At 36.8% G+C, this 26,067-nt stretch carries 24 protein-coding genes and 1 riboswitch; of the genes, 13 read left to right on the top strand and 11 right to left on the bottom strand.

Annotation, left to right across the window (positions count from 1 at the left end; genetic code table 11):
- Positions 1-49 precede the first annotated feature (49 nt).
- Positions 50-1,495, top strand: a complete 1,446-nt coding sequence (locus ACO052_RS10840) for a S41 family peptidase (RefSeq protein ID WP_422103752.1) — start codon at positions 50-52, stop codon at positions 1,493-1,495.
- 304 nt (positions 1,496-1,799) lie between these two features.
- Positions 1,800-3,278, top strand: a complete 1,479-nt coding sequence (locus tag ACO052_RS10835) for a thrombospondin type 3 repeat-containing protein (RefSeq protein WP_422103751.1) — start codon at positions 1,800-1,802, stop codon at positions 3,276-3,278.
- Between the two features lie 129 nt (positions 3,279-3,407).
- On the opposite strand, the gene ACO052_RS10830 is transcribed toward ACO052_RS10835, so the two are convergent.
- Genes ACO052_RS10830 through ACO052_RS10820 form a run of 3 tightly spaced genes read right to left on the bottom strand, consistent with a single transcriptional unit; the run spans position 3,408 to position 6,920 of the window.
- Positions 3,408-3,971, bottom strand: a complete 564-nt coding sequence (locus tag ACO052_RS10830; RefSeq protein ID WP_422103750.1) for a PAS domain-containing protein — start codon at positions 3,969-3,971, stop codon at positions 3,408-3,410.
- A 52-nt stretch (positions 3,972-4,023) separates the two neighbouring features.
- Positions 4,024-5,082, bottom strand: a complete 1,059-nt coding sequence (locus ACO052_RS10825) for a YncE family protein (protein ID WP_422103748.1) — start codon at positions 5,080-5,082, stop codon at positions 4,024-4,026.
- Between the two features lie 5 nt (positions 5,083-5,087).
- Complete coding sequence (locus ACO052_RS10820) at positions 5,088-6,920, bottom strand: TonB-dependent receptor plug domain-containing protein (protein ID WP_422103747.1); 1,833 nt, start codon at positions 6,918-6,920, stop codon at positions 5,088-5,090.
- Positions 6,921-6,949: 29 nt separating this feature from the next.
- Positions 6,950-7,170, bottom strand: a riboswitch (cobalamin riboswitch).
- A gap of 71 nt (positions 7,171-7,241) precedes the next feature.
- On the opposite strand from ACO052_RS10820, the gene ACO052_RS10815 reads away from it, so the two are divergent.
- From ACO052_RS10815 to ACO052_RS10780, 8 genes are all read left to right on the top strand, one after another.
- Positions 7,242-8,378 (top strand): ABC transporter substrate-binding protein, encoded by a 1,137-nt coding sequence (locus ACO052_RS10815; RefSeq protein ID WP_422103745.1) that lies wholly within the window; start codon positions 7,242-7,244, stop codon positions 8,376-8,378.
- Positions 8,379-9,407: a FecCD family ABC transporter permease gene (locus ACO052_RS10810; RefSeq protein ID WP_422103743.1), complete on the top strand. Its 1,029-nt coding sequence runs from the start codon at positions 8,379-8,381 to the stop codon at positions 9,405-9,407.
- A gap of 13 nt (positions 9,408-9,420) precedes the next feature.
- On the top strand, positions 9,421-10,077 hold the full coding sequence (locus ACO052_RS10805) for a hypothetical protein (RefSeq protein WP_422103742.1): 657 nt from the start codon (positions 9,421-9,423) through the stop codon (positions 10,075-10,077).
- Positions 10,058-10,852 (top strand): ABC transporter ATP-binding protein, encoded by a 795-nt coding sequence (locus tag ACO052_RS10800; RefSeq protein ID WP_422103740.1) that lies wholly within the window; start codon positions 10,058-10,060, stop codon positions 10,850-10,852. Before ACO052_RS10805 ends, ACO052_RS10800 begins: the two co-directional genes overlap by 20 nt.
- 53 nt (positions 10,853-10,905) lie before the next feature.
- The gene (locus tag ACO052_RS10795; protein WP_422108025.1) at positions 10,906-12,228 is read left to right on the top strand and encodes a DNA recombination protein RmuC; all 1,323 of its coding nucleotides are present in this window, start codon (positions 10,906-10,908) and stop codon (positions 12,226-12,228) included.
- Positions 12,229-12,334: 106 nt separating this feature from the next.
- Positions 12,335-12,991, top strand: a complete 657-nt coding sequence (locus ACO052_RS10790; protein ID WP_422108024.1) for a transcriptional regulator — start codon at positions 12,335-12,337, stop codon at positions 12,989-12,991.
- A complete protein-coding gene (locus ACO052_RS10785) occupies positions 12,945-13,661 on the top strand; it encodes a DUF3307 domain-containing protein (protein ID WP_422108023.1) in 717 nt (238 codons plus the stop codon). The genes ACO052_RS10790 and ACO052_RS10785 overlap by 47 nt, the downstream gene beginning before the upstream one ends.
- Positions 13,654-14,205, top strand: coding sequence for an acyl-CoA thioesterase (locus tag ACO052_RS10780; protein ID WP_422108022.1), 552 nt, complete (start codon positions 13,654-13,656; stop codon positions 14,203-14,205). The genes ACO052_RS10785 and ACO052_RS10780 overlap by 8 nt, the downstream gene beginning before the upstream one ends.
- 46 nt (positions 14,206-14,251) lie before the next feature.
- Here the strand turns inward: ACO052_RS10780 and ACO052_RS10775 are convergent, their stop codons facing one another.
- From ACO052_RS10775 to rpmH, 3 genes are all read right to left on the bottom strand, one after another.
- Positions 14,252-15,121 carry a T9SS type A sorting domain-containing protein gene (locus ACO052_RS10775; protein ID WP_422108021.1) on the bottom strand — a complete coding sequence of 290 codons (870 nt, stop codon included), beginning with the start codon at positions 15,119-15,121 and terminating at the stop codon, positions 14,252-14,254.
- 73 nt (positions 15,122-15,194) lie between these two features.
- A complete protein-coding gene (gene carB / locus ACO052_RS10770) occupies positions 15,195-18,047 on the bottom strand; it encodes a carbamoyl-phosphate synthase large subunit (protein ID WP_422108020.1) in 2,853 nt (950 codons plus the stop codon).
- Between the two features lie 98 nt (positions 18,048-18,145).
- Positions 18,146-18,307 carry a 50S ribosomal protein L34 gene (rpmH, locus tag ACO052_RS10765; RefSeq protein WP_111683942.1) on the bottom strand — a complete coding sequence of 54 codons (162 nt, stop codon included), beginning with the start codon at positions 18,305-18,307 and terminating at the stop codon, positions 18,146-18,148.
- A 163-nt stretch (positions 18,308-18,470) separates the two neighbouring features.
- Here rpmH and ACO052_RS10760 point away from each other — a divergent pair, with 163 nt between their 5' ends.
- Entirely contained in the window at positions 18,471-19,049 is a 579-nt protein-coding gene (locus ACO052_RS10760) for a DUF2892 domain-containing protein (RefSeq protein WP_422108019.1), read from the top strand.
- Positions 19,050-19,271: 222 nt separating this feature from the next.
- Here the strand turns inward: ACO052_RS10760 and ACO052_RS10755 are convergent, their stop codons facing one another.
- Both ACO052_RS10755 and ACO052_RS10750 read right to left on the bottom strand, forming a co-directional pair.
- On the bottom strand, positions 19,272-20,198 hold the full coding sequence (locus ACO052_RS10755; protein ID WP_422108018.1) for a lytic transglycosylase domain-containing protein: 927 nt from the start codon (positions 20,196-20,198) through the stop codon (positions 19,272-19,274).
- A gap of 48 nt (positions 20,199-20,246) precedes the next feature.
- On the bottom strand, positions 20,247-20,909 hold the full coding sequence (locus ACO052_RS10750; protein ID WP_422108017.1) for an alpha/beta fold hydrolase: 663 nt from the start codon (positions 20,907-20,909) through the stop codon (positions 20,247-20,249).
- Positions 20,910-21,091: 182 nt separating this feature from the next.
- Here ACO052_RS10750 and ACO052_RS10745 point away from each other — a divergent pair, with 182 nt between their 5' ends.
- The gene (locus tag ACO052_RS10745) at positions 21,092-21,388 is read left to right on the top strand and encodes an N-acetyltransferase (protein WP_422108016.1); all 297 of its coding nucleotides are present in this window, start codon (positions 21,092-21,094) and stop codon (positions 21,386-21,388) included.
- A gap of 59 nt (positions 21,389-21,447) precedes the next feature.
- Here the strand turns inward: ACO052_RS10745 and ACO052_RS10740 are convergent, their stop codons facing one another.
- The gene (locus ACO052_RS10740; RefSeq protein WP_422108015.1) at positions 21,448-21,894 is read right to left on the bottom strand and encodes a hypothetical protein; all 447 of its coding nucleotides are present in this window, start codon (positions 21,892-21,894) and stop codon (positions 21,448-21,450) included.
- 53 nt (positions 21,895-21,947) lie between these two features.
- Positions 21,948-23,303 (bottom strand): tRNA (N(6)-L-threonylcarbamoyladenosine(37)-C(2))-methylthiotransferase MtaB, encoded by a 1,356-nt coding sequence (gene mtaB / locus ACO052_RS10735; protein ID WP_422108014.1) that lies wholly within the window; start codon positions 23,301-23,303, stop codon positions 21,948-21,950.
- A 115-nt stretch (positions 23,304-23,418) separates the two neighbouring features.
- Here mtaB and ACO052_RS10730 point away from each other — a divergent pair, with 115 nt between their 5' ends.
- On the top strand, positions 23,419-25,047 hold the full coding sequence (locus ACO052_RS10730; protein WP_422108013.1) for an ABC transporter substrate-binding protein: 1,629 nt from the start codon (positions 23,419-23,421) through the stop codon (positions 25,045-25,047).
- Positions 25,048-25,157: 110 nt separating this feature from the next.
- Here ACO052_RS10730 and ACO052_RS10725 read toward each other — a convergent pair whose 3' ends face one another.
- Positions 25,158-26,066 carry a TolB family protein gene (locus tag ACO052_RS10725; protein WP_422108012.1) on the bottom strand — a complete coding sequence of 303 codons (909 nt, stop codon included), beginning with the start codon at positions 26,064-26,066 and terminating at the stop codon, positions 25,158-25,160.
- Between the last annotated feature and the right edge of the window lies 1 nt (position 26,067).

Here is a 26,067-nt window from a genome sequence, read left to right as displayed (position 1 = left end):
TTTTACAGACAGAAGTAAAAGATTGCTATTTATTAAGAAAACCGAAACTATGAAAAAAATTAAAGTTTTGTTCCTAGCTTGTGCTGTGGCATTACCCTTAACAGGCTGCTTTGAAGATTTAGATGATAATGCCGTTCCCAACGCCGACATCAACGACTTTGTTTGGAAAGCGATGAATGCCTTCTATTTATACAATGACAACGTCCCTGATTTATCCAATGATAGATTTGGAATTAATGGTGTTGATAATCGTTATGAAAAAACTGAAGAGTATTCTGCTTATCTTGATGAATTCGCTGAGCCAGAAGATTTATTTGAAACCTTAACCTTTAATTCCCTAGATTCGTTTAGTGCCATAGTTCCAAACTATTTTGATATATTGAATGCACAGCAAGGCACCATACTTACTAATGGTTTAGAATTTAATCTTTATAGATTATCCGAAGATAGTGAGGAAGTATTTGGGGCTATAACACTTGTTTTAAATAACAGTGTTGCCGACAATCTGGGATTAACTCGTGGCCAAATCTTTAGCGGTGTGGATGGGGTTAATCTTACCGAGACAAATTTATTTAGTCTATTAAGCCAAAACAGTTACACTTTGAATTTTGCGGACTATGAAAATAATGGCACACCAGAAGTAGAGGATGACACCATTATCCCAAACGGAGAAAGTGTAAGCCTTACCAGAGAAATTTATACCGAAAATCCTATTCATATCGCAGATGTGCTTAGTTTTTCAGGAATTAATGTAGGCTACTTAATGTATAATAGATTTACAAGTAGCTTTGACGATGAATTGAACAATGCCTTTGGCCAATTTCAATCCGCAGGTGTTCAGGAATTTGTATTGGACTTGAGATATAATGGTGGCGGTAGTATACAAACGGCTGTACATTTGGCGAGTATGTTAACAGGTCAATTTAATGGACAAGTGTTCTCTAAATTGTTTTATAATAACAATCAGCAAGAGCGCAATAGAGATTTTGAATTTACAAGTACGCTATCTAATAATACAAGTATAAATAGTCTCAATTTAAATAAGGTCTATGTGCTGACGACTGATGACTCTGCTTCGGCTAGTGAATTGATAATCAATAGTTTAAGACCTTATATAGAGGTTATTCATATCGGTGATGAGACTGCTGGAAAGACACAATCTAACCAGCTAATATTTGATTCGCAAAACTTTACTAGTCTGAACGACGCAAATGCAGGTCACACTTATGCCTTATTTCCGCTTATCGCTAACTCCACCAACGTTAATGAGGTGTTAGTGCCAACGAATGGATTAACACCAGATTTTGTTTTAAAGGAAACTCCTGGAAATCTAGGGACTTTGGGCACTTCGTCCGATCCACTGTTAGCCGCAGTCATTGTTGATATCACTGTTGGTGATAGAAGCTTTGATAGACCCGCAGACATTGAAGGCCTGAGAGCCTTACCCCCCCCCCTGTTTAATTCGCCTATAGAAAATTTAATGTTCGAAGAATAAAAAAACTTAAATTCAGTTTTACCCTTATTGTTTATTATAGTTAAGTTAAATGTTCTTATCAAGTCAATTTAATCAATGGTATAAGAAACACATATAAATGCTTTTCAAGTTGGACTTACTTCTATTTGGCAAACTAAAATTTAATACTGCCTAAAATTATTAAATTGATAATTTATAAGACTTCATTTTTATTTTTGTAAAAATAATCTTACTTTCATCTCAATTCAAATTAATTCTTTGCTGTCTAAATTCACGTGCCTTAAATGTGATTCTAATGTAAATATTAATTATTTAACTGAATGAAATGAAAAAAACATTTATTATATGTTATATTTTGTGCTTTGCGCAACTTAGTAATGCACAAACTTTAGGAGATCCTTTGCCAGCAGAAGACTGTGCTAATACCAGCTTAGACAATAACACATCGTTCTTAACTGAACAGTACTCTCCTAGCTTATATGGGCAAATCTTGAAAGGGGAATACTCAACACGAGATTTGTTGAATCATAGAGTATATGATATTAGTTATCCTTCATTTAATACTTACGTGTATAAATTAGAACTTGTTTCTTATGATCACGGAAATGTTATAGCAACATATTTCTTTGAACCAAATAATTACACCAGTACTTCAGGCAATCCAGACTTTACAAGCATCTATTACAATTACGAAATTGAATTAAGAAACGATGAGAATCCCTCAACAGGTGAGTGCACATATCAAATCAATCCATCTACTCCCGGTGGCGACTTTGAACAAGTCGTTCTCAGAACTACGGTTATCACCTATTATTACCTAGACTTTAATGGCTTTATTAATTGGATTGAAGGCAGTTCTATTCTTTGTTCTGTGAGTAATATAAGGCGCTTGTATCGTTGTGATTACATATATCCTCAAGATGACGATAATGATGGGATTCTTAATAGTGAAGATAATTGCCCAGATGACCACAATCCAAACCAAGAAGATGCGGATAATGATGGTGTCGGAAATGCCTGTGATAACTGTATTAATGATGCCAACCCAAATCAATCTGATACTGATGGAGATGGTATTGGTGATGTATGTGATACGGTAAATGGTAATCCAGACTTGGTTACGACAACAAATAATGTTTTAGTCATTAGTGATTGTTTTGACTGTAATACTACACTTTCAAATTTAGGAACAGACAAGCACAAAATAACACCATCAACTACATTGCAAATAGTTAGCGCCTTAATTGAAAATCCCACTTCTGTGCCTGCCTCATCTTCAAAAGTTAAATACTATATTGAAGCGACATCAGGATCTGGTATTGGTGAATATGAATTACCTTATGTGACTAGTATTCCTCCAATACCTGCTAACTCATCATATTTATTTTCTCATACCATTTTTGGTGCCGATTTTCCAGCGCTTGCTTTTGGAGATAATTACAAAATAGTCTTCAAGTTGGATGCTGAAACGGAAGTCACGGAAATTGATGAGAACAATAATAAAATTAGCATTCCAATAAAATGGTCAAGTTCAGTTGCTGGACGAATACATTTAAATACCTCTAGCGGCTCAGATATAATTATTCCGTTCGACTATGATACAAATAGTCTAAACACGAATATCAAATTATACAGTGTTTCAACTAGTAATTTAAGTCCTTTGATCAATGTTAATTTTTCTGGTATTCAAACAAACATAGATATCTCTCATCTTCCAAGGGGCCAATACGCAGTTCATATCAATGACCGTTTTGACCGGCAAATTATGATTAGAGGCGGTGGTTTAATACAACCAAATGACTAGTTTAAATTAAAAAGCCGCATTACGCGGCTTTTTTCAAATTTTAATATAAATTCATCTTTTTGAGTGGTATATAGACACTTTTATGTATACCATTAATAACTTTAAAATCAATTTGAGTAATAGTATAGTTTACACTACTTGTCTCTCAAAAGCCATATAATGAGTCGTATGTTCATTATACAACGGAATAACATGAACTTCACATTTATAAGGGGTTCCGTCCTTTTTATAGTTGAAAACAATATCCCTAAAGGGTTTGTTCTTTTCAATACTCTGTCTAATTCTACGTTTCGTCTTTTCTGAGGTTTTTTCACCTTGCAGAAACCTAGGTGTTTTGTTAAGAGCAAAAGACTTAGAATATCCCGTCATTTGGGTAAAACCAGAATTGACCCAAATGATATTTTGATCTTTATCGGTAATTACTAAGGCTTCATAATCATTTTCAGCAAAGGCACTTTTGAAGTCGTTTTTCCACTTGAACTTTCTTGCAAACGACAATACTTGGTCCAATTCCATTTGCTTTTGGGATGCTTCAATTCTCTGGTAATAATCGGTCATAAAAATGTCCCAGCTCATCAAAGGCATGGTCTTAAACTTTTCTGTTTCAATACCTGTTTGAAATTTTTCAAGTTGAGACGTTTTGCTATTGGATGTATAGATGTCCAGACAACTCATATATATTGGATTCTTCATAAGTATTTCATCATTTAGTTAAATTATTAAAGACCTTTTTAAAAAAGATATCCTAATTAAAATGGAAACTGTTTGGAGCAACATCTGTCGTTATAGTATTGAGGAGATTTCCATCCAAATCATATTCAAAAGCTGTTCCGTTGGACACAAAATCCCCTGCATCGGCGATATATATGGTGTTATCCTTTACCGAGAATCCATACATGGCACCAAATTGACTGCTAGACTGATAAGTAAGTATTGGTGTATCCGAAACGGATGAGGATCCAGTTGTAAACCCATAGACCGAAGTCCCATTGGTAAAATAAATTGTGTTCCCTTCAATATCCAATTGTCGAGGAGCGTCTAAAGTTGCCGGTAGGTCTAAGGTATTACTTATGCTATCATTAGAAAGGTTTATAGTAAACACTTTACCAGTTGTTGTAAAACTACTCGTTAATACGTATAAAGATCCGCCAGCAGCTTCTAAGGAATTGGGCGAATTGCCATCTCCAAAATCTATGGTCGACGGTGCATTGAGATTATCCGGGTCGATAACGGTCAATGAATTACCCGAACCAAAAGATCCATTTGTAATATAAAGCTTACCATTAATAGCCTCAATCCGCTCGGCGATATCCCCTACCACAGTTGTCGTCGTGGAATAATCCGATAAATCAATAATCGTAACAAAATCGTCTGCAGTAGTACTAAAATCACCCGAATTGGTAACATAGGCCTTACCATCTAAAACCGTACCATATCTCGGATTTTCCAAATCGGTATCAATGGAAGCAACAAACTCTAGGGTATACCTATTCACTACAGTGACCGTAGCAAACTGACCAGAAATTATGAAGGCGAGTTCGCCTGAAAAGAATAAATCCTGATTAAACCCACCAAAGGGACTCGCACCTGGGTTGACATTGTCAAAAGGGGCTTGTTCTGAAGTACCATCATAACCTACATAGGTCACGGGAGTGATCGGACCGGCGCCTTCATGCAAAATAAAATAACCGTTTTCGTAATCCCCAAGTGGTACTTGTGGTGTTCCATCATCATCATTACTACAAGAACTAAGTATCAACCCCATGCTGATACTGAATACAAATAATCTAAATATGTATTTCATAAGATTTAAAAATTAAAATTTACGTAAAAAGTATAGTTAATACCTGGCATAAACCGATTGGCAACGCTTTGGTAATTTTTATCAAAAAGGTTCTGAACGCGCAATCCAACGGAAAGTTGTTGCAAAGGCTTGTACTCGACCCCAATATTATGCAGCCCATAGGCCTCTACGATGCGATCGGGATTGTTGTCGGATTGGATAAAAACCTCTCCAACGAAACTGCTTTGCCAATAAGCGCTCCATCTTCTAAACCCATAATTTATAGTACCAGCAGCTTTATGAAAAGGCACATAAATAAGTTGTTTATCATTAAATTGATTCTCTGCAACTGTATAGGCATAATTGGCATTAAACTGCAATTTATGTTCCTCAAATTCCTTTTTTAAAGAGGTTTGAAATTCAACCCCATAGGTGACCACATGATCTGTATTAACAGGACGCCATACCCCACTGGTATTTGGTACCCAACGAATCATATTTTCGATGTCGTTATAAAAGGCGGTAAGATTGAAATGCCAATTCTTAAATTGAAATTGATTCCCCAATTCTATCTGATGAGATGTTTCTGGATTTAAATTAGGGTTACCCGATCCGGCCCAGAACAAGTCATTGTACGTTGGAATTCTGAAATTCTTAGAACCATTAAGATTTAGCGTGTATATGTCACCAAATTCCTGACTTAAACCAAGGCTAAAGAGCAATGGGCTCTCATAGTTATTAGTTATTTCCTTTCTAACCGTGGCTTCGTAATAAAAGGATTTTAGGCGCTGATTTATTAAGACGCTAAATGCTGTAATCGTTCTCGAAGCTTCGGGAATACTAGAGCCTTCACCATTAGTATGGCTAATATCTGCAAATGCCAAAAGTTTTCCATTGTTTTTCAATTTATAACTCAGTTGATAATTGCCAATGAAAGTTTCGGCTTCACCAAAGGAAAAACTATCACGCTCAATATTCCCAAAATATTTATAGGATTCTGTGAGATAGGCTGCTTTTAAAACCGATAAAAATTCCCCGTATTTGCCTTCCCATTCCAAGAGCTGTCTTGTATTAAAATCTCTATATTTTGAAGGTGTTTCGGTCGGTAATATTAAAGAGAAGTGGCGTTCTCCTTCAAAAACATAATTGTAATATCGTAAGGTATTTTTGGAGTTAAGCTTATAACCTAACTGCGTGGAAAAAGAGACATTATAAAATTGCCCATTTATGTTTTCTCGTGTCGTATTACCAGCTCTGAATTCGTAGTCATTATCAGACCTAGTAAATGCAGCGGTAAAACCAACGCTGAATCGGTCACTACCATATTGGGTTTTGTATGCCAAATCCTGGGTATTAAAACTACCAAAACTGCCAAACACCTCATTTTTAAATGGTGTTTCAAAAATAATTCTATCATTTAAATGAATACTGCCTCCTATGGCTCCACTCCCATAAAGCACACTACCCCCTCCATGGCGCACGGTGATATCATTAAAATTTCTGGTATTGATCGTATTAAAATCGGTTTGTCCATTAAATTGCGAATTAATGTTGATACCATTCCATATGACCGCGGTCTGTTGTGCAGTTGTACCCCTAAAAGAAGGTGATGACACCATTCCCAGTCCATTTTCCTTAAAATAAACGGGAGAATTGAAGCTAAGCAATTGGGTTAAAGAGGATGCATTACGTTTTATGATGCTGTCCGATAGTCGCTGTGTCGTTTGTGTTCGTGAAAAAGGTTTTAGAAAACGATCCGCGCTAACAGTCACTTCATCTAAGCGTTGAATTGAATCTATAGTCTGCGCTGGTACTACACCATGGAGTACCAATAAAAGAATTGGAATAAGTCTCTTCATAAAACCCGAAGCTTTTTACCCGAAAGCTTATTAGTTAAATGAAATTGGCAGGTCTCCTGACTTGTTTTTACTATTTCACCTTCCCAGCCTTATGCCAGTGGTATCGAAGAAAATAATAACCTCAAAATGAGGTACCGAATCAAGTTCGGCATAAACTCACAGTTGCGGGAACAGTTTTGGATTTGCACCAAATTCCCTTTTAATTGATTAGATTAAAATCTGAATCAAACCTAATTTCATTGCGAAAATAAACAAATTGTTTATGGATTTAGCTAAAACTGTAAATAATCTTACTTTTGAGCTTACAACTCACATTAAAAAATGAAACTATCTGCTTTACTTTTATTTGTATTTGCTTTTATCTCTTGTAAAAATGAACCGTCTAAAAGCACTGTTGAAGCTACAAATAGTCCAACTTTAGAATTGAAGTATGCCAAAGGCTTCAAATTTAAAAATTATGACACTTATAAAGTGCTCGAAATCCATAATCCCTGGCCAAAAGCAGATAAAAGCTATACTTACGGTATTTCAGATAAAAATGCAATCATCGATTGGAAGGACGATGGTTTTGATGGCATCATTACCGATACCGTAAAAAAAATAGTTGTGACTTCAACAACGCATATTCCTGCATTAGAGCTTTTGGGGGTTGAGCACACCTTGGTTGGTTTTCCAGGGACAGATTATATTTCTTCGGAAAAAACGCGAAAGCGTATCGACGCCGGTGAAGTCAGAGAATTAGGTAAAAATGAAGGTATAAATACCGAAGTGCTACTAGAACTCAATCCAGATCTAGTTGTTGGTTTTGGTGTGGATGGTGTTAATAAAACTTTTGAAACCATAAAGAAAGCTGGAATTCCTGTCGTCTATAATGGAGATTGGGTAGAATCCTCCGCACTGGCAAAGGCAGAATGGATCAAATTTTTTGGGATTCTCTTTAATAAAGAAAGAGAAGCCGATTCCATCTTTAATCAAATCGAAGAAGACTATCTCTCTGCAAAATCCATCGCAAAACAGGCCCTAAAACAACCTACAATTTTGAGTGGGGCCATGCACAAAGAGGTTTGGTATTTACCTAATGGCTCTAGCCCTGAAGCCCAATTTTTAAAAGATGCCAATGTCGATTATTTATGGAGTGATACCTCAGGAAATGGCAGTTTAGCCTTAAGTTTTGAGGCGGTACTGGATAAGGCTAAAGATGCCGATATATGGCTAAGCCCTTCCTATTATACAAGTTTTGATCAGCTTGAAAATGCAAGTAAGTTATATACCAACTTCAGTGCTTTTAAAAACAAGTCGGTATATACATTTTCTAGTACTACTGGAGACACTGGTGGTGTTCTGTACTACGAATTGGGGACAGCACGGCCAGATCTAGTTTTAAAAGACATCATAAAAGTGTGCCATCCAGAGATTTTACCGGATTATACACCTTACTTCTTTAAACCGCTTAATTAATTGAGGCATCAAAAGGCATATAGTTTTCAGTTTGTATTACTCCTGGTAATACTGGTTATATGCTTTTTTGTCAATATCAGTCTAGGTTCAGTACATATTCCACTAAAAAGTATTTTTGGAAGCCTCTTCGGCAGTATCGATAATAGCACTTGGCAGGTTATTATTATGGACTATCGTTTACCCAAAGCAATTACCGCTATTTTGGTCGGCTCGGGTTTGGGCATTTCTGGATTGCTCATGCAAACCCTGTTTAGAAACCCCTTGGCAGGACCGTTTGTTTTAGGGATCACCTCTGGTGCTAGTTTAGGCGTAGCCTTGGTGATTTTAGGTGCTGGTCTATTTGGAGGTCTATGGGCTACGGCCTTTATTTCTAAATGGAGTATTGTCATTGCTGCCAGCTTGGGAAGTTTTCTCGTATTGTTAGCCGTTTTGGCTGTATCTAATAAGGTAAGGGATACCATGGCTATCCTCATTATTGGTTTAATGTTTGGTAGCATTACCGCTGCTGTGGTTAGTGTCCTCTCGTATTTTAGCTCGGCAGAACAGCTACAACAGTACATTTTTTGGGGATTCGGAAGTTTAAGTAATCTCTCATGGCAAGAGTTGTTGATATTTTTTGGAATCTACAGTATAGGCATCTTCTTAAGTATTGCCTCGATTAAAGGCTTAAATAGTCTATTACTTGGTGAAAACTATGCTAAAAGCCTAGGTCTAAACTTAAAACAAAGTCGATTGGTCATTATATTGGCAACGAGCCTCATTGCGGGTACCATCACAGCTTTTGCTGGCCCTATTGCTTTTATTGGTTTAGCCATTCCGCATTTAACACGGCAAATTTTTAAAACCTCAAACCATAAAGTATTGCTTCCAGCTGTATTTTTATATGGCGCCATCGTTATGCTTATTTGTGATAGCATTGCACAGTTACCTGGAAGCGATTACACCTTACCCATTAATGCCATTACGGCTATCGTTGGTGCGCCTGTTGTGATTTGGCTATTGGTGAGGCAACGAAAAATGATGTTCTAGAAAAGTTAGACGTATGAAGTTAGGAGCTAGAAGTTTTTTAATCGGTGTTTTTATTCTTGTGCTGTTTGGATGTCGTAAGAACTTCAGCTCACCAGAGTTAAAGAGACATTTTACTACTGTTGAAATTGAAGATTTAAATAAAATCAATGACTTCTTTATTGTTGAATTTTTGAAAAGTGATCAAAAGAAATTTAAGGAGGCTTTTTTATCATTTAATCATACTCTCGTATTTAAAGGTCAGTTTTCAGATAATGATGAATTGTTGTACAAGAAGCAAAAGGAACTTTATAATTCGATATCAAAATCGACCTTCAATGAAATCTGGGAACTTGGTATTTCAGGACCACCATTTCCTGATGAAGCCTATATGAATGGCAAAACCAATGGAAAGTTTTATACGCTTCTTAAGGATCTTAGTGACAGTAATGAGTTTGCTAAAGCTTGTTATGAGCGGATTGAAAGAACTGGTGATTATAATCCCTTGTTTTTAGATGCCTACTTTAATTACAATCGTGACAATTTTGATTATGACGATTTCCATAACCAATTAATTTTGGCCATTTACTATCTTACGGCATTGGATGACTCTGAAAGAGATCCTAAACGCAAAAAAAGATTTGAAGACTTTAAAGAAAAAGCAAAATTAGATTTTGAGCGAAGAAACCAATAATATCATCCTAAAAGCAGAACAACTTTCGATTGGTTACAAAACCAAGAACAATGAATCGGTCGTGGCATCCCATATCAATTTCGAATTGGAAAAAGGACAACTGATTGGTTTGGTTGGCGCTAATGGTATCGGTAAGTCCACGCTCTTAAGAACTTTAATTAAAGTGCAACCCGCTTTATCAGGATCCATCGTCTTAAATGGTGAAGATTTAAAGTCAACCACCAGCTTAGAGCTCGCCAAGCAATTAAGCATTGTTTTGACAGAGCCTATTAGTTCTAAAAACCTTTCTGTTTATGAATTGGTCGCACTGGGAAGGTACCCTTATACCAATTGGATTGGTAGCTTAACAGAAAAGGACATTGCGATTACTGAAAACGCCCTAAAGCTTGTTAATATAGAAGACTTGAAAACGAAAAGATGTTACGAGCTTAGTGATGGCCAGTTACAAAAGGTGATGCTAGCCCGAGCATTGGCCCAAGATACTGACATAATTGTATTAGATGAGCCTACCACACATCTCGACATGTATCATAAGGCCTACATTTTAAAATTGCTTCAAAAATTGACCAAAGACACCGGGAAAACCATTTTGTTTTCGTCACACGAAATTGATTTGGCCATCCAGTTATGCGATACCATGATTGTGATGCAAAACGATAAGGTGGTTTTTGATGAGCCTCGTCATCTTATTTCTCAAGGAGTCTTTGAAGCCTTATTTCCATCAGACTTAATTGTATTCGATACCAAAACAGGTGGCTTCCGTGTTAATAAATAAGCTTTATTTCTACTTTTAAAAAAGGTATCTTTGAGTCTTACAATTATCATTTAATGAACGACAGTATCATCCTTATACTTGCTATTTTAATTTCTGCCACTATTGGTGCCTATTTGGGTATGCTTTTTACAAAGCTTAAAACCAAAAGTGAGCAAAGTACGCTCGAAGAGCGCCAAAACCAATTAGGCCTCACTATAAATGAACTGAAAGACACGATTTCTAAAATTGAAAGTGAGCGTGAAGAGATACGTCGCGAAAAAGACTTTTTAAGTACGGAACTCTCAAGACGCAATACCGAGTTTGAAAACCTTCAACAACAAAACTTAAAACGCGATGAGGAATTGGCCAAACAACAGGAGCAACTGCGAAAGGATTTTGAATTGATGGCTTCAAAAATTCTGGATGAAAAGTCTCAGAAATTTACGCTACAGAACAAAGAAAATATCAAAAATATTCTTAATCCATTAGAGGAGAAGATTAAAACCTTTGAGAAGAAAGTTGAAGATAGTCAGAAAGAAAGCATCAGTATGCACTCAGCTTTAAAGGAACAATTGTTAGGTTTAAAAGATCTTAATCAACAAATGGCCAAAGAAGCCACTAATCTGACCAAAGCGCTTAAAGGGGATGTTAAAACCCAAGGGAATTGGGGGGAATTGGTCCTAGAACGCGTTTTGGAAAAATCGGGCTTAGAAAAAGATCGTGAATATGTTGTTCAACAAAGTTTTCAGCTTGAGGACGGGTCTCGTGTGATGCCAGATGTGGTCATACACCTTCCGGATTCTAAAAAGATGATCATTGACTCTAAAGTCTCCCTTGTCGATTATGAGCGTATGGTCAATGCCGAAGACGATGAGCGCGACGTATTCTTAAGAGCACATGTCAATTCCATTAAAAAACACGTCGATCAGCTTTCGGCAAAAAATTATCAGGATTTATACGATATTGAATCCCCCGATTTTGTATTGATGTTTATCCCTATTGAGCCGGCATTTGCGGTCGCCATTAATGACGATAACACCTTATATAACAAAGCTTTTGAACAAAATATCGTCATCGTAACACCCTCTACCCTTTTGGCCACACTGCGTACGATTGACACCATGTGGAACAATGAAAAGCAGCAGCAAAATGCCATTGAAATTGCTAGACAGGCAGGAGCACTCTATGATAAATTTGAAGGCTTAGTCTCCGATCTCACTGGTGTGGGTAAAAAGATTGATGCGGCAAAAAATGATTATTCTGCAGCAATGAATAAACTCGTTGAAGGAAAAGGCAACTTAATTTCGCGTGTAGAAAATATCAAAAAAATGGGTGCCAAAGCCAAAAAATCCCTCCCTGAGAATATTATAAAACGTGCATCTGAAGGTGATTTTTAGAATATTCCCTTTTTAAGGCATATATTTAATTATTCCTTTTTTAAGGCATATATTTGTTTATTCCATATTTAAGGCATATATTTGATCTTAAACGAACTCAACAATTATGACTAGTGTTATCACAGGTGACATCATAAAATCAGAGCGATTTAAAAATCCCGAGATATGGCTCAAGCCACTAAAGGAAGCTTTATCTAAAACAGGTATTGAACAAAAATATTGGGAAATATTTCGTGGGGACAGTTTTCAAATTGAGGTGAAAAATATGTTTGAAAGCTTTATGGTCGCTTTATATATAAAGGCTTGCATAAAAACGGTAAAGGATTTAGATGTTAGAATGGCCATAGGTATTGGTGACAAAACTTTTGGAGGAGATACTATTTCGGAATCGAATGGCGAAGCTTTTCAGTATTCTGGCTTCACTTTAGAGGATTTAAAAAAAGCGAAAGTCAACTTAATGCTTAAATCTAAGTTTTCGGATTTTGATAAAGAAATGAACCTTTACTTCAAGTTAGCATCTATAGCTATGGACAATTGGACCGTAAATTCAGCAGAAGTCGCTAAACTTTTTTATGAATACCCAAATAAAACTCAAGAAGAACTTGCCAAGCTTATTGATATTAGTCAAGATGCCGTAAGCAAAAGAGCCAAAAGAGCGCACCTCGACAAACTATTTGAGCTTGATGTAATTTTTAGACAAAAATTAGGTAAATGTTATGACAATTATAATACTAAAACTAGTACTCGCACATCTCATCGGTGATTTCTTTATTCAACACCGCAAATGGGTAGCGCATAAAGAAAAAAAGAAACTAAGGTCTAAATGGTTATATATACATGTCATCATTCACATTGCACTAATGTTTCTAATCGTTTGGGATTTGTCTTATACCCTATTAATTCTATCCATCGGAGCAATTCATTTCATCATAGATGCTTTAAAAATTATATTACAGACAAAGAAGACCAAGCGGATTTACTTCGTTATGGATCAATTATTCCATCTTAGCTCTATTTTTATATTGACTTTTGTGTTGTATCAAAGTCATTTTGAATTCACTTTTACCCTAAGTGCAAAACTTTTACTATTCATTATTTGTTTCGCATTTTTAACGATGCCCACATCGATATTAATGCGAACTATATTTACAAAATGGGATATATCCAAATTAACCAAGACCAATGACTCCTTAGAAGATGCCGGTCAATATATTGGAATCCTCGAGCGGCTTTTAGTCTTTATTTTTATCATAGTAGGTCATTGGGAGGCTGTTGGTTTTTTAATTACAGCAAAATCTGTATTTAGGTTTGGAGATTTATCATCATCTAAAGAGCGTAAATTGACCGAATATATTCTAATAGGCACACTCATCAGTTTTGGCATCGCCATCATTACAAGCCTAACGTACCTTAACTTATTATCTTATGTATAAAACCATAGACTCATCAAGGATCAGTATTTCAGAACTGATGCTCCCCTCGCATTCTAATTTCAGTGGTAAAATTCACGGTGGTTATATTCTCAATCTCATGGATCAGATTGCTTTTGCTTGCGCTTCAAAACATTCGGGTGTGTATTGTGTGACAGCTTCAGTAGACACCGTAGATTTTATTAACCCAATTGAAGTCGGGGAATTGGTCACTATGAAAGCTTCAGTAAACTATGTTGGCAGAACGTCTATGGTCATAGGGATTAGAGTGGAATCGGAACACATACAAACCGGTGAAGTAAAACATTGCAATTCCTCTTATTTTACTATGGTAGCTAAAGATGAAACTGGACGACCCACGGAAGTTCCTGGTCTTATCTTAAATGATAAAGTTGAAGTAAAACGATTTTTAAAAGCCTTGAAGCGTATAAAGACAAAACGGCAACGAAAAGCTGAGTTTGACGATACCAGTTTTTCGCTTAAGAATTATCTCAAAGAACTGGAAGCTTATCGTGTAAAGATAGAATTACCTGAGCATAGGGATTAAAAAAACCATCTATAAGTAGATGGTTTTTTATCATATGTAGCTTATTTTATTGCTTTATAAAACGTTTGGTTTGTGTCGCTTTGTCGTTAGAAACTTTAACCAAATACACACCGCTTCGCCAGTTAGACACATCGATGGAAGACGATAATTGCGAAATAGTTCCATGGTACACGCGTTTACCCAACACATCAAATACTTCGAGCTTCATATCTTCATTCGAAGGCAAAACAATATTTAATTTATTCTTAGCAGGATTTGGAGAAATCGTAAATTCAGCATTTTGTTTCTTAAATTCTGGAGTACTTAAAGACCCAGTGGCTGTAATATTATCGATATGCATTTCTGCGCTTGTCACCTCTCCTCGCCACGCTGGGTTAGGATTGCTCAAAATTCTAAGTTCAGTAACGCCTCCAAGAGTAGCATTAATATCCGTTCCAGCTGCACCGCCATCAAAACCATCGGAAACAGACACCATATCACTTGCAGAAATGGGTATTACAACTTGTGTCCATTCGGAACCAGCTGCAATAGCAACACCAGTAGTCGATGAGAATTTTCCGCCAGGACCTGTCATGGAAACTCTTACGGTAACGCCTGCGGTTAATGCACGTACGTCTAAAGTAATAGATTCAACACCTTCAGAAGTAAAATCACCTAACCATTGTGTATTGTTTCTAATCACCATTCTTGAGCCTCCTCCAGCACCAACACCTGTAGTGAAATCTCTTAAGTAGTTATCATCAGTTCCTGCAGGGCCATCACTAGCAATATTCTCTACGGTTTCACCAGGAGTACCGTTCTCAAACCAGCCTTGTTTCGTCCCGTCCTCAAAATCATCAACCTGACTGAGCGTTACCTGAGCGGAGAGACCAGTTACTATTAAACAAAAGGAAAATAAAAGTAAAGTTCTTTTCATATAGTCCAATTTGAGGCTAAGTTAGTAATTATTAATGAAATGACTCGACCGTTAATCGAAAATAACTAAGATTTTACTTACTTAAATACATCTTACGTCGAGAATATAGATCATAGAACTCATCTTCTTTAAGACTATCTATAAAGAGAATACTCTCACCTGTACTCTTCATTTCCGGTCCTAATTTCTTGTTCACATTAGGGAATTTATTAAATGAAAATACGGGTTGTTTAATGGCATAGCCCTCTAATCTCGGTTTAAAATCAAAGTCCGTTACTTTGTTCTTTCCAAGCATTACTTTCGTGGCATAGTTGACATAAGGTTCCTTGTAAGCCTTTGCAATAAAAGGAACTGTACGAGATGCCCTTGGGTTGGCTTCAATAATATAAACGGTATCGTCCTTAATTGCGAATTGAATATTGATTAAACCAACGGTATTTAGCGCTAATGCAATTTTTTTAGTGTGATCCTTAATTTGTTGCATTACAAATTCTCCTAGATTAAAAGGTGGTAGCGTGGCATTACTATCCCCTGAATGGATCCCACAGGGTTCAATATGCTCCATAATACCAATGATGTAAACATTCTCACCATCACAAATGGCGTCAGCCTCGGCTTCAATCGCACCATCTAAATAATGATCTAAAAGCAATTTGTTATTTGGTATTTTTCTTAAAAGATCTACCACGTGTTCTTCTAGCTCTTCTTTATTGATAACAATCTTCATGCCTTGACCTCCAAGTACATAAGATGGTCTCACCAATATCGGAAAGTGCAAACGGTCTGCAATAGCCAAGGCTTCATCAGCTGTTTCAGCTGTATCGAATTCTGGATATGGAATATTGTTTTCCTTTAATAGGGTTGAAAAGTTGCCTCGATCTTCAGCTAAATCCAACGACTGGAAATTAGTACCCATAATCTTTACACCGTAACGCTCTAGCTTTTCGGCAAGTTTCAAAGCGGTTTGCCCACCTAATTGCACAATAACCCCTTCTGGCTTTTCATGCTGGATAATGTCGTAGATATGCTCCCAGAAGACAGGCTCAAAATATAATTTATCGGCAATATCGAAATCTGTAGATACTGTTTCAGGATTACAATTAATCATAATGGTTTCGTAACCACATTCCGCAGCTGCCAATACACCATGTACACAACAATAATCAAATTCAATACCTTGACCGATACGGTTAGGGCCAGAACCTAAAACAATGATTTTCTTTCGATCCGTAACCACACTCTCATTAGCTACAGAAACCACTCCATCTGATGTTTCGACTTCACTTTCGAAGGTCGAATAGTAATAAGGTGTCTGCGCTTTAAACTCAGCGGCACAGGTATCTACCAATTTGTAAACACGGTTAATTTTAAGTTCTCTTCGTTTATTATGGACTTCACTTTCTAAGCATTGTAGCATATGGGCAATTTGACGGTCGCCGTAGCCTTTTTGCTTGGCTTCAAGAAGTAATTCCCTATGAATAGAATCTATGGTATAGGTAGAAATTTCCTTTTCGAGCTGGAACAACTCTTCGTATTGTTTTAAGTACCACATATCAATCTTTGTGATCTCATGGATACGACTTAACGGAATTCCTATTTGTATGGCATCATAAATCACAAATACACGATCCCAACTCGCATGCCTCAGCTTTTTAATAATGGTATCGTAATCCTTATAACCTTTGCCGTCAGCTCCTAAACCATTGCGCTTAATTTCAAGCGATTGCGTGGCTTTATGCAAAGCTTCCTGAAAGGAACGTCCAATACCCATTACCTCGCCTACAGCTTTCATTTGTAATCCTAAAGTTCTGTCTGAGCCTTCAAACTTATCGAAGTTCCAACGCGGAATCTTAACGATAACATAGTCTAGTGTAGGCTCAAATAAGGCTGAAGTGGATTTTGTAATTTGGTTGCTTAATTCGTCTAGTGTATAACCTAAAGCCAATTTAGCCGCAATTTTTGCGATAGGATACCCTGTGGCTTTACTTGCCAAGGCCGAAGAACGCGATACCCTTGGATTAATTTCAATGGCGATGATCTCTTCTTCCTCATCGGGACTCACTGCAAATTGTACGTTACAACCTCCCGCAAAATCACCAATACTGCGCATCATATGAATGGCCATATCGCGCATTTTCTGGAAGGTTTTATCAGACAAGGTCATAGCAGGTGCTACAGTTATAGAGTCACCGGTATGAATTCCCATAGGGTCCATATTCTCTATGGTACAAATGATAACCACATTGTCATTTTTATCCCTTAACAACTCTAACTCATACTCTTTCCAACCCATCATGGCCTTATCGATCATCACTTCATGGATTGGTGATATCTCTAGTCCTCTAGTAAGCGACTTGTCAAACTCAGCTTCATCGTATACAATTGAAGCTCCGGCACCACCTAAAGTGAAAGATGCTCTAATACATAGTGGAAATCCAAATTCTTGAGCTATTTCTTTTCCTTTTAAGAAAGAGGTCGCTGTTTCTTGAGGTGCCATGCCCACACCAATTTTTGTCATCAAATCTCTAAACTGCTCTCGATCTTCTGTGATATTTATAGCGTCTATATTAACCCCTATAATATCGACATTAAAGTCTTCCCAAATACCTTTCTCATCCGCTTCAATACAAAGATTTAAGGCCGTTTGTCCACCCATTGTTGGTAAAACAGCATCAATTTGTGGATGCTCTTTTAAAATTTTAATAATGGACTTTGTATTAAGTGGTAACAAATACACATGATCGGCCATGGTAGGATCTGTCATGATGGTCGCAGGATTAGAATTGATAAGAATCGTTTCTATACCATCCTCTCTAAGAGAGCGTAATGCTTGGGAACCTGAGTAATCGAACTCGCAAGCTTGACCGATGATAATTGGACCAGAACCGATAAGTAGAATAGATTTAATGTTTTTGTTTTTTGGCATGAGATTGTCTTTTGGTTTGCAAAAATAAATATCAATAGGGTATAAAAAAAGGTGTTACACCTAAGTAACACCTTTAAAATATTAACAATTGTTAATCATTATTTTTTATGTCTTAATTCTGAAGATACAGACAATTTCTTTCTTCCTTTAGCTCTTCTTCGTGCTAAAACTTTTCTTCCGTTAACAGAAGCCATTCTTTCTCTGAAACCGTGCTTGTTTCTTCTCTTTCTTTTAGACGGTTGAAACGTTCTTTTGCTCATTGTCTTATATCTTTAGTAATCTTGAATCTTTTTATAGTGCTTTGAGCCTTTTCTCAAAACTGCGTGCAAATATACAACAAGTTTTTACTTTAGCAAGCCTCATAATAAAATTATTTCGATAGAATTTTATTAACTTTGCCCTCCCTAAAAACAAACAAGACACATGTTCAATAAAAATATAAAATTAGTCCTTACCGTATTAATCATAGCCTACGCCATATACCAATTTATAGAAGGTTATATAGGAAATGGCATTATGTATATATTATTTTCTACCATATTCATTTTCCTCTATTTTAAAAATGAAATGATTCTGCTCGCGTTCTTTAGATTGAGAAAACAAGACTTTGCAGGCGCTAAGAAATGGCTGGATAAAATTAAGCATCCCGAATCGGCATTAGTTAAAAAGCAACAAGGCTATTTAAATTACCTCAATGGTATTATGGTGTCCCAAACCAATATGAATGAAGCTGAAAAATATTTTAAAAAAGCGATCAGCTTAGGTTTATCTATGGATCATGATTTGGCTATGGCCAAACTCAACTTAGCAGGTATTGCTTTTTCTAAACGTCGAAAGCAAGAAGCCCAAAAATTATTAGCTGAAGCAGAAAAACTCGATAAGCGTGATATGCTTGCTGAGCAAATTAAGATGATGAAACAGCAAATGAAGAAAGCGTCGATACCAAAACAGCATTATGGCCAACCGACGTCTGCCAGACAACACCGAAGAAGCAGAAGATAGAATTCTCAGTAGTTAGTAATTGTTGATATAAATCTGATGTTAACGATTGACTAACATACCTCAACTTACGTTTTATAGTAGATTTACTGCTGACTGTTTACTGGATACTGCTTACTGGATACTGCTTACTGGATACTGCTTACTGGATACTGCTTACTGGATACTGCCTATAGCTAACCAACTAAATATGATAAACCCCTAAACGACTAAACAAATAAACTACTATTTATAGTAGCCTTCCTTTGGGATTTCAATTTGATATAGCTTGCGCGACTTGTTATTTAGATGTCCTTCCCGTAACCAAGGGTTGTGTATTTTAAGGATTTTGTAGTTGATGCCAAACTGTTTTGCAAACTGAGAAAGATCGGTAACTGCAGTATCTACATCAACGGTATATGTCGGAATATGATTATATAAATCGCTCTTATTAAAGTTAAAACCATATTTAGAAGGGTTATTGAGAATTTCCTTTAAAGCCAAAATTCTAAACACATAGCGCTCTGTCTCATCAGGTAATAATGCATCATAATAGCTGTCTACCTGTTGCGCTTTAAGTCGCTTGGCTACACCATAAATTCCGGCATTATATGAGGCTGCAGCTAAGGTCCAGTTTCCAAAACGTTCTCTGGCCTTTTTTAAGTATTCTGCAGCTACTCTGGTAGATTTTTCTATATGATAACGTTCATCAACGTTTTTATTTATTTCTAAGCCATACTCCTTTCCAGTATCTCGCATAAAGTGCCACATGCCCGCTGCACCTGCACTCGACGTCTCATCGATAAAACCACTTTCGGCTAGGGCCAAAAATTTAAAATCATCTGGTAAGTCATATTTTTCAAGTAGTGGTTCAAGTATAGGAAAGTATTTTTGAGCTCGTTTAAACAACAATAAGCCATTGGATTGCCAATAGGTATTGACCAAAAGCTCTCTATCCATACGTTCGTAGACATCCGGATCTTCTAAAGGAACTGCTTCACCAGCAAAATTCAAGCCCTTAGGCATCTCTAAAGCATAGACATTATAAGTATTTACAGTAGGTGTTTCTTTTTCGATGGTCTCATTCGAAGGCGCTTTTTGCATAGAAAAGATGAAAAATCCCGAAATACAGACTAGGCCTATAATTGCTAGTATATTTTTTACGATTTGCATGGCATTGTTTTTTTCTACAATGTAAAAAAACATTTGAATTATACAAACCTAAGCCTCAATTAGTTTGGGCAGATTTTCGTTGAACCACTTGAACTTATTGATTATCATAATATGTGTCCCTCCTTTAATGACAATACAGTCACCTTGGCAAGAATGTGGAAACACAATATCTTTATCGCCATGGATATAGATAGCTTCGGGATGTGGTTCTTCTTGTTCCCAACAGACAACTTGTTTTATCGCCCAGTCCAAATAGACTTTATCACTAACGGAAAGGTATTTCTTATATAAATCCACACGTTTTTGAATGGTTTCACCAAGCGCGTACTTGGCCAATAAATCGATATTACTAACAAGCTGTGTAGGCAATAGTTTATAGGCTTTAGTGATCTTAAGTAATTTTAATCGTTTGGGTAATTCATGATGGGATTTTACACTAGAAACGACAAAGAGCTTTTTCAAGTCTAAAAACTTGCTCATCTCCTGTACCAACATGCCACCGAAGGACACGCCAAGGAGCACCACATTGTCGTGCTTAATAAACGTACACATACGCTTGGCGTATGCTTCTAAGGTTTCTTCTTTATTAGGTATTTGCCATTCTAGCCAATGGATTTCATAGCGGTCTTCCGGCAATTTGATGTGCTCAAAAATTGTTGGATTTGCTGCCATTCCAGGCATTAAATACACATGGGTCAATTTTGAGTTCATTCGCTTTTTTAGGTTTTAATTCACTTGTTTGACACAAAACGAAAAGGCTTAATTAGTTATAATTTAACGTTTTAACAACCTTATCTTAAAACATAAGATGATTTTTTGTACCTTTGCACTGCAAAACTATATAAAATATAGTATCTACTTGCCAACCGCTAACTTAAAAAACAAAGAAAATTATGACTGAAACTGCTGAATTGATTGATAATGACTTTCTGCGTCAATATGAATTAAAGGTTGAAAATGAGATGGCTGTTATAGAGTATTCCCTGCAAGAACGTAAGATATTCTTAACAAAGTTAGTCATACCTGAGACTATCAAAACCGTGGAATTTGAAAAAGAATTTTTAGCGATGGTGTTTGACGATATTAAAGATCGAAACATTAGCGTTGTCCCTACTAGTCCTGAGATTGCAAAATTCGTAAGAAGCAACAGAAAATATAAGCGTATGCTTCCAGTTGGCATTCGCATATAATTTGAAAAAGAAATACACAAACATAAAAACCCAAAACAAAAATGTTTTGGGTTTTTTTATTAATATTCTACATCCATACTTCCGTCGGTAAGTATAATGGAATCATAGGTATCCGTCTCTGCATCATAAGACGATAGTGTCCCTGAAAAATCCATAGCGAAATGCGCATTGTTGTTGATACGTACATCTCCAATAAACATATCACTACTCTGCATCTGTTTGTATATTCTACCTCTAATGGTATACGTAAAATTTTGAACAGCATTTTCACCATCTTCTCCTACATTAGCATAAAACGTAATAATCCTACTGGTATTACTATTAATTACTGCCGAATAGTATCTTTCATCTATTGACCCTTGGCGATCGACTATAATAGTATTAAAGGTCAATTCTTGCCCATTAATTGTGACTTCTAGTTCTTCAGCAAGATTTTCTTCCTTACTACACGAGGATACCAAAACTAATCCCGATAATAAAAAAAGTAAAAACAAGACTTTCTTCATAACAACTTGTGAATTAATGATTTAATACACTAATATACAACTAAAGTTACAGATTAAAAAACGGTCTTTAAAGCCGGTTGCGGTAGAAATTCAAATCTCACTAAACCGTCATCATCAATTTGGGTAAGGTGGACTTTATGAAGTGTATTGACCAATTCAGGATTCCAAGGGGTTTTAACCTTGACATAGTTTTCGGTAAATCCATGGATATAGCCTTCTTTATTTTCCCCTTCGAATAAGACCATTCGTTGGGTATGAAGTTGTTTTTCATAAAAGGCTCTGCGCTTTTTTGCAGACAAGCCTCTAAGCATTTTACTTCGTTTTGCTCTTACATCTTTTGGCACTACACCGTCCATTGAAGCGGCTTCAGTATTGTCGCGCTCCGAGTAGGTGAATACATGCAAATAAGAAATATCCAATGCGTTCAAAAAATTATAAGTCTCTAGAAAGTGTTCATCCGTTTCACCAGGAAAGCCTACGATAACATCCACACCAATGCAAGCATGCGGCATCACTTCTTTGATTTTAGAAACGCGATCCACATATAACTCTCGCATATAGCGCCGTTTCATTTTTTTAAGGATGTCATTGCTTCCACTCTGTAAAGGCACATGGAAATGCGGTACAAAAGCCCTAGATCTTGAAACCAGTTCTATAGTTTCGTTCTTAAGCAAATTAGGCTCTATAGACGATATTCTTAAGCGTTCGATGCCTTCTACCTTATCGAGTTCAGTGACCAAGTCTAAAAAGGTATGCTCGTGTTTTTTATTACCAAACTCCCCTTTTCCATAATCTCCAATATTAACTCCGGTCAACACGATTTCTTTAATGCCTTGCTCAGAGATTTCTTTTGCATTTTTAAGGACATTGTCCATAGTATCACTACGTGAAATGCCTCTCGCTAGAGGAATCGTACAATAGGTACATTTATAATCACAACCATCTTGAACCTTTAAAAACGCTCGGGTTCTGTCACCAATAGAATAACTACCGACGTAGAAATCTGCCGCTTCTATTTCGCAACTATGGACTTCTCCAGCCCTTCGACCGCGTTCAGGATTGCTAAGTAGTTCATTGATGTAATAGGTTACGTTGAATTTTTCGGTGGCTCCCAACACCAAATCCACGCCCTCAACATCAGCTAATTCTTGTGGTTTTAATTGGGCATAGCAACCAATGGCCGCCACAAAAGCGTCCGGATTTACCTTTTGTGCTTGCTTTACAATGGTCTTAAAACGCTTGTCCGCATTCTCGGTAACAGAACAGGTATTGATCACATAGATATCTGCCTTTTCCTTAAAGTCCACACGGTCAAATCCCTCATTACCAAAACTCCTAGCTATGGTAGACGTCTCAGAGAAATTGAGCTTACATCCTAAGGTGTAAAATGCGACTTTTTTTGTTTCCATCTTTTGTTGCCCCGAACTTGCTTCAGGATCTTTTTAAATTTACCTTTAAGGCTAAATTTTTAAGGAAAAATACCTTAAATTTTTGTGGCTGCAAATTTACAACATAATTAGTTACATGCAAAAACCCAGTAAGCTCTTATTCAAATACTTAATTATTGCCCTTATTATATGTTCTTGTAGGTCGAAGGATGACTCTAGTAAAGACCATTTGGTATTTAGATATAACGAACATAAAAACATAGGCTCTTTAGATCCTGCTTTTTCTAAAGATATTGCTGATATTTGGGCCACGCATCAGCTGTTTAATGGCCTGGTACAAATGGATGATCAACTCAATGTTAAGCCGTGTATTGCAAAGCATTGGACAGTGACCGATAGTGCAACTACTTATACTTTCTCATTAAGGAATGATGTGTTTTTTCATAAGCATCATCTTTTCGGTACTTCGACAGCGCTCAGCAACCAAGATTCAACAAGAACTGTAAATGCCTCAGACTTTGAATACAGTTTTAATCGACTTAAGGATAAATCCATAGCCTCTCCCGGAAGTTGGGTCTTAAATAAAGTTGAAAACTTCTCCGCTCTTAACGACTCTACTTTTCAAATTAGGTTAAAGCAGCCTTTTCCAGCCTTTTTAGGTCTATTAACCATGAAATACTGTTCTGTGGTTCCCAAAGAAATTGTGGAACATTATGGTAGTGATTTTAGGTCTAATCCCATTGGTACTGGCCCATTTAAACTTAAACGTTGGGAAGAAAATATTAAACTCGTTTTTAGACGAAATAACCATTATTTTGAAAACGACGATAAAGGGCAGCCCTTACCTTATTTAGAAGCTATTGCTATTACCTTTTTACCCGATAAGCAAAGTGAATTTTTACAGTTTGCCCAAGGTAATATTGATTTTGTTTCGGGTTTGGACGCCTCCTATAAGGATGAAATTTTAACGGCCGATGGAACACTGAGAGCTCTCTATGCCAATGAGGTCAATATGATTCGTGGACCCTACCTCAATACCGAATACCTAGCATTTTTTATGGAAACTGACGTTGACGCTTTGCAAGCCTTAAAACTCAGAACAGCTATAAACTACGGCTTCGATAGAGCGACTATGATGACCTATCTAAGAAATGGCATAGGTATCCCCGCTCATGGAGGTTTTATTCCGAAAGGTTTGCCTGGTCATGATGATGCGATTGGTTTCACCTATCAGCCCGAAAAAGCAAAGCGTCTTATTGCAGCGTTTAAATCCGAAACGGGAATCCAAAATCCTGAAGTGACTTTAACTACAACGAGCAACTATCTCAGTTTTTGTGAGTTTATTCAGCGCGAACTTCAAAAAATTGGACTACAAGTTAACGTGGATGTGATTCCGGCTTCTAGTCTAAAAGACGCCAAAGCCAATGGACAATTGGACTTTTTTAGAGCCAGTTGGGTGGCGGATTATCCCGATGCCGAAAATTATTTGTCACTGTACTACAGCAAGAATTTTGCGCCCAATGGTCCCAACTATACACATTATACTAGTGATGAATTCGACCAATTGTATGAAGCTTCTTATTTGGAAACTGACCCGAATCTAAGAGCCGTACTCTATACTAAAATGGACTCCTTGGTGATGACATCTGCTCCAATAGTACCTTTGTTTTACGATGAAGTAGTGCGCTTTACCAGAAAAGAGGTTAATGGTCTTGGAATTAACGCGACGAATTTGTTAGAGTTGAAGGCTGTTAGTAAGCAATAGTCAGTAATCGGTGATCAGTAGTCAGTGCTCAGTATACAAAAACCACCTAACACCCAATACCTAATACCTAATACCTAATACCTAATACCTAATACCTAATACCTAAACTATCAAAACTTCTCAAAATAATAGAGATCATCACCACCTTCACCTTTAAGTCGTCTTGAGGATAGATAACCCGTGGTTAGGTCGTCATTTAAGAAAAATGAAAAATCATCACCTCTACTGTTGATAGGCTTTTCTAAGGATACCGGTACTTGCTCACTATTACTAGAGTTTAAATCGTATACATAGATATCGATGCCTCCTTTTCCCCCTCTGCGATTCGATGAGAAATACAATTTGTTATCTGCACTGACGAAAGGAAAAATCTCTGTACGCGAAGAATTAATGGTTTCGCCTAAACTTGTGATTTCGCCATAGCTATTGTGATTTGTTACTGACACCTTATACAAGTCCGATTTTCCCTTAGTTCCCCTTACATCAGCGATAAAATACAGAGTATTGCCATCCGGGCTCAATGCAGGATGCGCATAATTATAATTTGGTTTGCAAAATGGTAGGGTCTCAAAATTGGTCCAGCCTTTGCCTTCAACATACTCGGCACGTCTAATTTGCAAGTTATAAGTCTCAATACCTTTAATTTTATTGGTGCCTTTACCTAATTGATTGGTTGTAAAATACATGTACTTCCCATCTTTAGAAAATGTCGCGGCCGACATATTAAATCGTCCCAACTCTGTCTTGGTAATGGCTTGAGCATCATTGATCTCACCATCATTACTTAGAGGTGCTTCGTACATGGTATAAATAAATCCATCGTACTTATCCTTGATAGCTCTTCCTCGTTTTGTGGTAAGGTTATAGCTAAAAAAAAGTTTGTCACCGACCACACGCGCTGCAAAATGATCGAGTTCGTTATTGATCTTAAGCTTTTTAACTTCCACATCTTCACTTTGCGAGAAGCCATAGCCTAAGGCTAAAATAAGTAGTCCTGTAAATTTGGTTTTAAGCTTCATA

Source organism: Winogradskyella sp., from assembly GCF_965228925.1.
Lineage (GTDB): Bacteria > Bacteroidota > Bacteroidia > Flavobacteriales > Flavobacteriaceae > Winogradskyella.
The sequence above is the reverse complement of the archived record's forward strand: the minus strand, read 5'-3'. Positions and strand labels throughout refer to the sequence as shown.

Coding starts and splice junctions, on each gene's coding strand:
- rpmH (WP_111683942.1), bottom strand. CDS start 18,307: ATGAGCAAAAGAACGTTTCAACCGTCTAAAAGAAAGAGAAGAAACAAG.
- ACO052_RS10745 (WP_422108016.1), top strand. CDS start 21,092: ATGACTGAAACTGCTGAATTGATTGATAATGACTTTCTGCGTCAATAT.
- mtaB (WP_422108014.1), bottom strand. CDS start 23,303: ATGGAAACAAAAAAAGTCGCATTTTACACCTTAGGATGTAAGCTCAAT.
- ACO052_RS10815 (WP_422103745.1), top strand. CDS start 7,242: ATGAAACTATCTGCTTTACTTTTATTTGTATTTGCTTTTATCTCTTGT.
- ACO052_RS10730 (WP_422108013.1), top strand. CDS start 23,419: ATGCAAAAACCCAGTAAGCTCTTATTCAAATACTTAATTATTGCCCTT.
- ACO052_RS10775 (WP_422108021.1), bottom strand. CDS start 15,121: ATGAAAAGAACTTTACTTTTATTTTCCTTTTGTTTAATAGTAACTGGT.
- ACO052_RS10725 (WP_422108012.1), bottom strand. CDS start 26,066: ATGAAGCTTAAAACCAAATTTACAGGACTACTTATTTTAGCCTTAGGC.
- ACO052_RS10785 (WP_422108023.1), top strand. CDS start 12,945: ATGACAATTATAATACTAAAACTAGTACTCGCACATCTCATCGGTGAT.
- carB (WP_422108020.1), bottom strand. CDS start 18,047: ATGCCAAAAAACAAAAACATTAAATCTATTCTACTTATCGGTTCTGGT.
- ACO052_RS10840 (WP_422103752.1), top strand. CDS start 50: ATGAAAAAAATTAAAGTTTTGTTCCTAGCTTGTGCTGTGGCATTACCC.
- ACO052_RS10790 (WP_422108024.1), top strand. CDS start 12,335: ATGACTAGTGTTATCACAGGTGACATCATAAAATCAGAGCGATTTAAA.
- ACO052_RS10780 (WP_422108022.1), top strand. CDS start 13,654: ATGTATAAAACCATAGACTCATCAAGGATCAGTATTTCAGAACTGATG.
- ACO052_RS10830 (WP_422103750.1), bottom strand. CDS start 3,971: ATGAAGAATCCAATATATATGAGTTGTCTGGACATCTATACATCCAAT.
- ACO052_RS10760 (WP_422108019.1), top strand. CDS start 18,471: ATGTTCAATAAAAATATAAAATTAGTCCTTACCGTATTAATCATAGCC.
- ACO052_RS10740 (WP_422108015.1), bottom strand. CDS start 21,894: ATGAAGAAAGTCTTGTTTTTACTTTTTTTATTATCGGGATTAGTTTTG.
- ACO052_RS10805 (WP_422103742.1), top strand. CDS start 9,421: ATGAAGTTAGGAGCTAGAAGTTTTTTAATCGGTGTTTTTATTCTTGTG.
- ACO052_RS10755 (WP_422108018.1), bottom strand. CDS start 20,198: ATGCAAATCGTAAAAAATATACTAGCAATTATAGGCCTAGTCTGTATT.
- ACO052_RS10795 (WP_422108025.1), top strand. CDS start 10,906: ATGAACGACAGTATCATCCTTATACTTGCTATTTTAATTTCTGCCACT.
- ACO052_RS10820 (WP_422103747.1), bottom strand. CDS start 6,920: ATGAAGAGACTTATTCCAATTCTTTTATTGGTACTCCATGGTGTAGTA.
- ACO052_RS10750 (WP_422108017.1), bottom strand. CDS start 20,909: ATGAACTCAAAATTGACCCATGTGTATTTAATGCCTGGAATGGCAGCA.
- ACO052_RS10835 (WP_422103751.1), top strand. CDS start 1,800: ATGAAAAAAACATTTATTATATGTTATATTTTGTGCTTTGCGCAACTT.
- ACO052_RS10825 (WP_422103748.1), bottom strand. CDS start 5,082: ATGAAATACATATTTAGATTATTTGTATTCAGTATCAGCATGGGGTTG.